This window comes from Catellatospora sichuanensis (genome assembly GCF_007483665.1).
GTDB classification, from domain to species: Bacteria; Actinomycetota; Actinomycetes; order Mycobacteriales; family Micromonosporaceae; genus Catellatospora; species Catellatospora sichuanensis.
The window spans coordinates 334,397-340,826 of the sequence record NZ_ML660186.1 but is presented as its reverse complement, the minus strand read 5'-3'; the positions used below and the strand labels follow the sequence as shown (position 1 = coordinate 340,826).

Genomic DNA, 6,430 nt, shown 5'->3' with positions numbered 1-6,430 from the left:
AGAGTGAACACCACCACGACACCATGAACACCAAGCCCTGCCCGCCTCCGGCGGACAGGGCTTCACCATGCCGCTACAAGCTCACCAGCAACGACGCCTACATGCTCACCGCGAACGCCGCGCAACAGCCGTCCAGGACGACTGAACGCATCGCGCACCGGTGCCTGACCGTGACCCCGCGAGACAGGCTGTAGCCGTAGCTGTTCCCCACCTGCACCTCTAGCCTCATGACCGACCGCTACTAACCGGCCTGAAAGCAATCGGAAGTTTGAGGATGCGCCGCCGCGCTCCCGGACCAGAACACAGCCTGACCTTGCGTGCAACATCCGTGCAACTAGCCTCGGGCTCCGGGGAGTCGCACCCCGCCCACCATCGGCCCGGGCAGCTAAGCGAGACGATGTGCCACCCTAGCGCCGTGACCACTGTTGGCGAATGTTGGACTATTGACGTCGTGGTGCCAGATTCGGGCGATCCACCCGTTCACGAAAGATTGCTCGTCGAGCCACTTCCCGAAGTCCACTTGCGATTGAAGTTGTCGCCCGCGCTCGTAGGCGGTGCAGCAGCGGGAGACATCGTGCAGTACGACCAGGCGACGGCCACCATCCAAGTCGTAAGCAGATCAGGCAACGTCTGCGTGCAGATGTACCATCGCGGAATTTCAACTGCGGCGTTGGCTCAAATCGAAGGTCAGGTCAAGCACGCCGGCGGAAGCGTCGATGGCTGCGACAGCCATATGCTCGTGCTCACTTTTCCCGTGACGGCAGGCTTCTCGTCCATCGAGTCATATGTGCAAGCGCTGTCGGTTGCGTTAGTAGCCGAGTGGATGTTTGGCAATGTCTATGACCCCAGTGGAGAGCCGCTAGGTTGGTGGACCTGAAGGTCATGTCGACCCAATCCATGCACGCTGCAGTTGCTGCACAGCAGCCACGTACAGCAACGCCACCGCACTCCGCCGACCTCAAATGCTCTGAACCATACGTATATGCGCCTGCCCAGCCTTGAGCGACCAGACTGCCAGTAATCCGTAGGTTCAGGGTGCGTCTTGGGCGCACGAACCGGCGACATGGGCGCTCGGCTGACCCTATCCGCCGAACTTCAGTTCGCGGTCGCGGCCAGAAACGTCATCGTGGCGGCGAACGCCGCCACGATCAGGACGGCCAGGACGATCATCACGTAGCGCGGAGAAGTCGTGACCCGTCGGTCGCTGGCCACGGGCGGCACCGCGACCAGAAGGCGGCGTAGCCGGTTTGCGGCGCGCAGCTGCGCCGGCCGACCATTGAGCTGGGCACCCCAGGTCGACGCCGCACCGGTGGGAATGTGGATCACCTGGGCGTCCCGGACGCTCAACTCAAGGACACCGTCGTCGACAAGGCGCACGGCCTCGACGAGGTGGCGTGGCACGCGATGCACTCGGAACCGCTGGAAGACGGCCAGGCTCTGGGGCGTGACGACAATCTTGTGTGCCATGCCGAGCAGGTACATCACGGCCATGCAGGCGACCGTCATGCCTACGGCGAGGCCAAGGGATTCGTCCCACGGGGCCAGCCAGACGATCACCACCATGACGGCGGCCAGCACAGCGAACACGGAGCGTGTGACTACATCGACCCGGCGCACCACACCCCGGCGACGGCGCGGCACCGCGTCGGGGTCGGGTTCGGGTTCGGGTTCGGGGTCCACCGTGACCGCGTCCCACCTGCGTCTGCGTAGCGCGCTAAGCCAGCTGGACACGGCCGCCAGCGCGAGTGCTCCCGCGAAAACCGTCAACGGCATCGGCCACATCGTGCTTACGTCGGTGGCGTAGCCGTCGGCCGTGACAAGCCGGGAAGGGTCATCGGGGTCCTGGTAGAGGGTGATCGTCGTGCCGATCTCCAGCCTGCCGTCCCACGTACCGTAGAGCCGGGCCTGATCAACGCGGCCATTCACCCGATAGGTGACATCCGACGAGTCGGCCCAGCGTGACTTATGCGTGGCGACGACCCTCGCAGGGAAGCGCAGACCGTGGTCAACCACCTGCTGGCGCTGCTCCGCGCCGTATGCGTGCGCGGCGAACGCGGCGACACCAAGCAGCGCTGCTACCGCCAGGCCCCACATCATGCGCCTAAAAGTCCAGGTCACGGTGCTCCATACGTCAGGGTGAAGGCGGCCACTCTATCCGCCGGACCAAGGGGGTCCGCTGCTCGGCCAGCACCATCGCGGTACTTCGTCAGGTTCCATACCTGTCAGGACAGGAGGACATGCCGGTGGGACCGTCCAAGTTCTTTGATCTTGCGTGCGATCTGCGTGCGATACGCCGCGGGGATCATGAGGAACGTGCGGTACGTCACGGACGTTCAAGCGTGATTCGCCGAGCCGGGCACGAAAAAGCCCCGAGCCGCGTTTCCACAGGTCGGGGCTACAAAGCCCGGCGAAGAGCTTTGGTGGCCAGGGGCGGGGTCGAACCGCCGACCTTCCGATTTTCAGACAGGCATTCTTTCTTTATAGAGCACAGACAGCTTGGAGTCGAGCGGGATGCCAGCATCGGCAAGAGTGCGATTATCGGATCGTGTCCCGAGGTTTTGGGCGGCCCAATTTGTGCCAATCGAATCCAACTCGCGGCCCTTGGAGTCGACAAGAACCCAGGCTTTCCCGTAAGTGTAGGCTGGCACTCGATCCTTAATCCCAAACCAAATGCGATTGAGCAATTGGTCGGCTCTGGTTGAATCCTCCACTGGAATGGTGAGAATCTTCTTCGCGGACCCAAAGTCCAGCTCGCCAATCTCAACCTCGATTGTTCGCCGAGCCAAATCCTGCTTCGCTACTTCAACGGCTTGGTCAATTACACTGTTGACCTGAATTTGCGTTATGCCTGGTTTCGCGACGCGGTCGATGGCGGCCTCTACCGCCGACCGAACTGCCAGCTCGACCGCAGCGTCGCTTCGTCCCAAGGGAAGACTTAACGCCTCAACAAATGACGTAACAGAAGTGCCATGGGTATAGTCGCCAGGGCCATACAAGTTCTGCGGCTTGTGCCACACGATATAGAAGAATGCGGACGCTACGCCAATCGGGAAGACGGTTGCGAAAGTAGCGAGAAGGATCTGTATACCGCCCGCTGCCTGAGTGATTGCGACGACTATAGCCACCTCGGTGAGCGCTAAGAATATCGATATTATCCCTAAGGGATTCCTTATCCACTGGCCAGCGGCGGTACTTGTCGACGGTACTGATTGCGCACCAGGACTCGTCAAAGTCATATGCCCTCCTGCAACATGTTCTTGACTCTTCGACCGGCCGACTGAACGACGACAGAATGCTGGGGTACCGCCCTGTACGGTGTCCACAATCTACCCCGCTCGTCCCGCAACGCCGGCGAACCTAAGTAAGAGCGCGCAGCGGGTGTTGCTGAGGTGGGGGGCGCCAGGAAATTGCCTTGGCCCAGCTGGGGTCTGGCAGGGCTCCAACCTGTGACCCTCCGGCTGGTGCGCGCGGAAGGCCGCCGTACGGGCGTCCAACCTGACAGCAAATCCTGACAGCAACCGCACGGTACCGTTCCAGACCGATACAGGGGTTCGGTGTCACGCGGGCTGCGACGACGACAGGATCCGATCTGGATCGGCAAGCCTCGATCCGGCTTGTAATCGGGTGCGGAACGTTGGAGTTAGAGCAACGCCATCTGGCCGGGGACCTCGGGCGGTCCCGCCAGAACGGACCGGAGTTTGTCGATCTCAGGGAACCGTGTGGCACCACCCTCACCCCACAGGCTCCGCCATTCGGAGTGGTCCCCGACGATGCGGTCCAGCGCGGCAATGGCCAGCTGCGGTAGATCGTCGTCCAGGTCAATGGATTCGCCGGCCAGGAGGAAGTCGGGTGCGTGGGCCGAGGTGATCGGTGCGCCCCCGGGCAGCCGTGAGGCGACGATCGCGGCTGCAGCTACTGCTGCAGCGCCGTCGTCGTAGTCGAGGTAGGCGGTGCTGTGGGCAGCCAATGCCAGCGCGGCGCTCACCATGCCCGGGCGGGCTGCAGGCATCGCATCGTGGAGGTCGCCGCACCAGTCAGCGGCGGAGTCGTTGTCGAACGGGCCTTCACCCCATGCGCCCATACCCGCCCTCACCTACCTGATGATCGTGATGCACGACGGTGGCCACCGTACAGCACGGAAGTACAGCAACGGGGTCGTCGCCAAACGGCGCCAGCTGACCAGTATGGGCCGTATGGCCTCGCCATCAACCGGCATCGACCGTGCCGCGACTAATCCGTAGGTTCAGGGTTCGACTCAGTCGCAATCGGGCCACACGACATCGAACACCGAAAAATCTACTCGGGCTGCCTTCTCGAACGCAGCCACCTCTACGTCCAGGCTCGTGTGGTTCAGAAGTGCCGATGCTTCCGCCGAGCCGGGAACCTCGAGCGGCCACGACGGCACGCCGCGGGCATCGGTGTCATCAGTGAAGAAGAACGGCGCGCGGAAGGTCCATGCTCTGCTGGCGGCGTCGTCCACGCGCATGCCGTCATCAAGCATGGAGAACGGTCGAAACACCAGCTCCGCAGACATGCTGTCGTCTTCGGCCGGGTGGAACCGTAGCCCGCCCTCACCGAGTTCGGGCTCGGGGGGCTCCCCGACACGGAACGCGAACCACTGGCTAAGCGCGGGCCACCGCTCGTCAAGGTTCACATCCAACAGGTACACGTCGGTAGCGGGGACATGGAGGTGGACGAAATCCCCAACGTGCACCTCGCCCAGGTCTTCACGGATGCGGTAGAGCGTGTAGTCCCAGTCTTCGTATGGGAAGGCCCATCCGAACTCCTGAGGCGGGCCGGGGGCCTCGATCCTGATCTCCCGCTTGGAAAGGCCCTTAACCCGTACGGCCTGGTCCCCCGCAGACATGCGCCAGACGTCACCCACCCGTCCTGCTTCCGGTGTCACGCGCAACGTCTCGCCCTCCGTACCTGCAACATAAGCGCCGGGAATTTACAGACCTGCGCTGACGCAGCGCAATCCATGGTGATCGTCTTCCGCCGCAACTGAGCGATCTTGCGTGCGATATCCGTGCGACAAGAGTCGGCGAAACACGGTTCCCGGCGGTCAACCACGGCGAGAGAACGACGATCCTGCCCGGTACGGAGAGCAGTTGGGACCAGGCCAAATGACCTGGTCCCGGTGGTGGGCGTGGCAGGGTTCGAACCTGCGACCCTCCGCTTGTAAGGCGGATGCTCTCCCGCTGAGCTACACGCCCGCTCGGCCTGCGCCGACACGAACCGGCACATCCTACCTGACCGGCGACCTCGTCTTCGCGGGACTTCTCGACCCGCAATGATCACATCCCGACCCCGACCGGACCGGGATGTGATCATGAAGCGGTTCAGAGCGCCGCGAGCGCCTTGCGCCAGGCGTCCTGGTCACGGGCCTCACCGGGCAGGTTCATCTCGGCGTACCGGACGACGCCCGCCTTGTCGATGACGAACGTTCCCCGGTTGGCGAAGCCGCGATCGTCGTTGAAGACGCCGTACGCCTGGGCCACGCCGCCGTGCGGCCAGAAGTCGGCCAGCAGCGGGAACTCGTAGCCCTGCTCGGTGGCCCACACCTTGTGCGCGAACACCGAGTCGACACTGATCGACAGCACCTGGGTGCCCTCGTTGACGAAGTCATTGAGGTTGTCGCGGATCTCGCACAGCTCGCCCTCGCAGGTGCGGGTGAAGGCGAGCGGGTAGAAGACCAGCAGCACGTTCTTGGCACCACGGAAGTCGGACAGCTTGACTTCCTGGTTGTTCTGGTCCTTCAGCACGAAATCGGGCGCCTGCGCGCCGGCTTCGATCGGCATGGTGATCTGCCCCCACATCGGTGAAGCTTCCATGATCGCAGGGATGCCTGGCGGCCTGCCGGTCGGGGCAGGCCGCTCGTCGTCGGCGGCGGGGCTCAGCGCTTTGGCGCGCGCGCCGCCTTCGGGGCCACCAACCGCGCCGCGCTCCAGTCCTTGCCGGCGCTGAGGGTGGAAGTCTGGGTAAGTCCGGCGGTGGGTGCCGCCTCGCTGATCTCGCTGGGCTCGACGTGCCCGGGCCGACCCGACTTGGGGGTCAGCAGCCACACCACGCCGCTCTCGGCGAGCGGGGCGATGGAGTCGACGAGCAGGTCGACCAGGTCACCATCGTCCTCGCGGTACCACACCAGGACCGCGTCGACGACCTCGTCGGTGTCCTCGTCCACCAGATCTGATCCGCATGCGTCGGCCAGGGCGTCACGGAGGTCGGCGTCGACGTCGTCGTCGTACCCCATCTCCATGACCACCATGTCCGGCTCGATGCCGAACCGGTCCGCCAGGCTGCGTACGCCCTCGGCGGCCTGACCAGCGGTCGCGCTCACTGTCTTGTGCCTCCTCTTCGTTTTCCGGACACCCGCAGTTCGCTGCGGGGTCACTCGATTATTGTCGTCGGCGTCACAGCCGACTGCGGG

The 6,430-nt window shown here is 63.8% G+C and carries 8 protein-coding genes and 1 tRNA gene; 2 read left to right on the top strand and 7 right to left on the bottom strand.

The features are described from left to right. The coding region (locus tag FLL47_RS43565) for a hypothetical protein (RefSeq protein ID WP_222105989.1) at positions 1-194 on the top strand (194 nt) is incomplete at its 5' end. A 221-nt stretch (positions 195-415) separates the two neighbouring features. Beyond that, complete coding sequence (locus FLL47_RS07230; protein ID WP_186315594.1) at positions 416-877, top strand: DUF4265 domain-containing protein; 462 nt, start codon at positions 416-418, stop codon at positions 875-877. Positions 878-1,095: 218 nt separating this feature from the next. Here FLL47_RS07230 and FLL47_RS07225 read toward each other — a convergent pair whose 3' ends face one another. The 7 genes from FLL47_RS07225 to FLL47_RS07195 all read right to left on the bottom strand — a co-directional run bounded on the left by FLL47_RS07225 (position 1,096) and on the right by FLL47_RS07195 (position 6,340). Beyond that, a complete protein-coding gene (locus tag FLL47_RS07225; RefSeq protein WP_144119639.1) occupies positions 1,096-2,097 on the bottom strand; it encodes a DUF3592 domain-containing protein in 1,002 nt (333 codons plus the stop codon). A gap of 362 nt (positions 2,098-2,459) precedes the next feature. Continuing rightward, positions 2,460-3,125: a hypothetical protein gene (locus FLL47_RS07220; protein ID WP_144119638.1), complete on the bottom strand. Its 666-nt coding sequence runs from the start codon at positions 3,123-3,125 to the stop codon at positions 2,460-2,462. Between the two features lie 515 nt (positions 3,126-3,640). After that, on the bottom strand, positions 3,641-4,081 hold the full coding sequence (locus FLL47_RS07215) for a DUF4259 domain-containing protein (RefSeq protein ID WP_144119637.1): 441 nt from the start codon (positions 4,079-4,081) through the stop codon (positions 3,641-3,643). A 174-nt stretch (positions 4,082-4,255) separates the two neighbouring features. Then, entirely contained in the window at positions 4,256-4,885 is a 630-nt protein-coding gene (locus FLL47_RS07210) for a hypothetical protein (protein WP_144119636.1), read from the bottom strand. Between the two features lie 256 nt (positions 4,886-5,141). Beyond that, positions 5,142-5,216, bottom strand: a tRNA-Val gene (locus FLL47_RS07205). 126 nt (positions 5,217-5,342) lie between these two features. Then, a complete protein-coding gene (locus tag FLL47_RS07200; protein ID WP_144119681.1) occupies positions 5,343-5,801 on the bottom strand; it encodes a peroxiredoxin in 459 nt (152 codons plus the stop codon). A 95-nt stretch (positions 5,802-5,896) separates the two neighbouring features. Next, the gene (locus FLL47_RS07195; protein WP_144119635.1) at positions 5,897-6,340 is read right to left on the bottom strand and encodes a DUF3052 domain-containing protein; all 444 of its coding nucleotides are present in this window, start codon (positions 6,338-6,340) and stop codon (positions 5,897-5,899) included. Between the last annotated feature and the right edge of the window lie 90 nt (positions 6,341-6,430).

Excerpts from the sequence above, each read along its gene's own strand:
- FLL47_RS07225 (WP_144119639.1), bottom strand. The coding sequence starts at position 2,097 with ATGATGTGGGGCCTGGCGGTAGCAGCGCTGCTTGGTGTCGCCGCGTTC.
- FLL47_RS07215 (WP_144119637.1), bottom strand. The coding sequence starts at position 4,081 with ATGGGCGCATGGGGTGAAGGCCCGTTCGACAACGACTCCGCCGCTGAC.
- FLL47_RS07200 (WP_144119681.1), bottom strand. The coding sequence starts at position 5,801 with ATGCCGATCGAAGCCGGCGCGCAGGCGCCCGATTTCGTGCTGAAGGAC.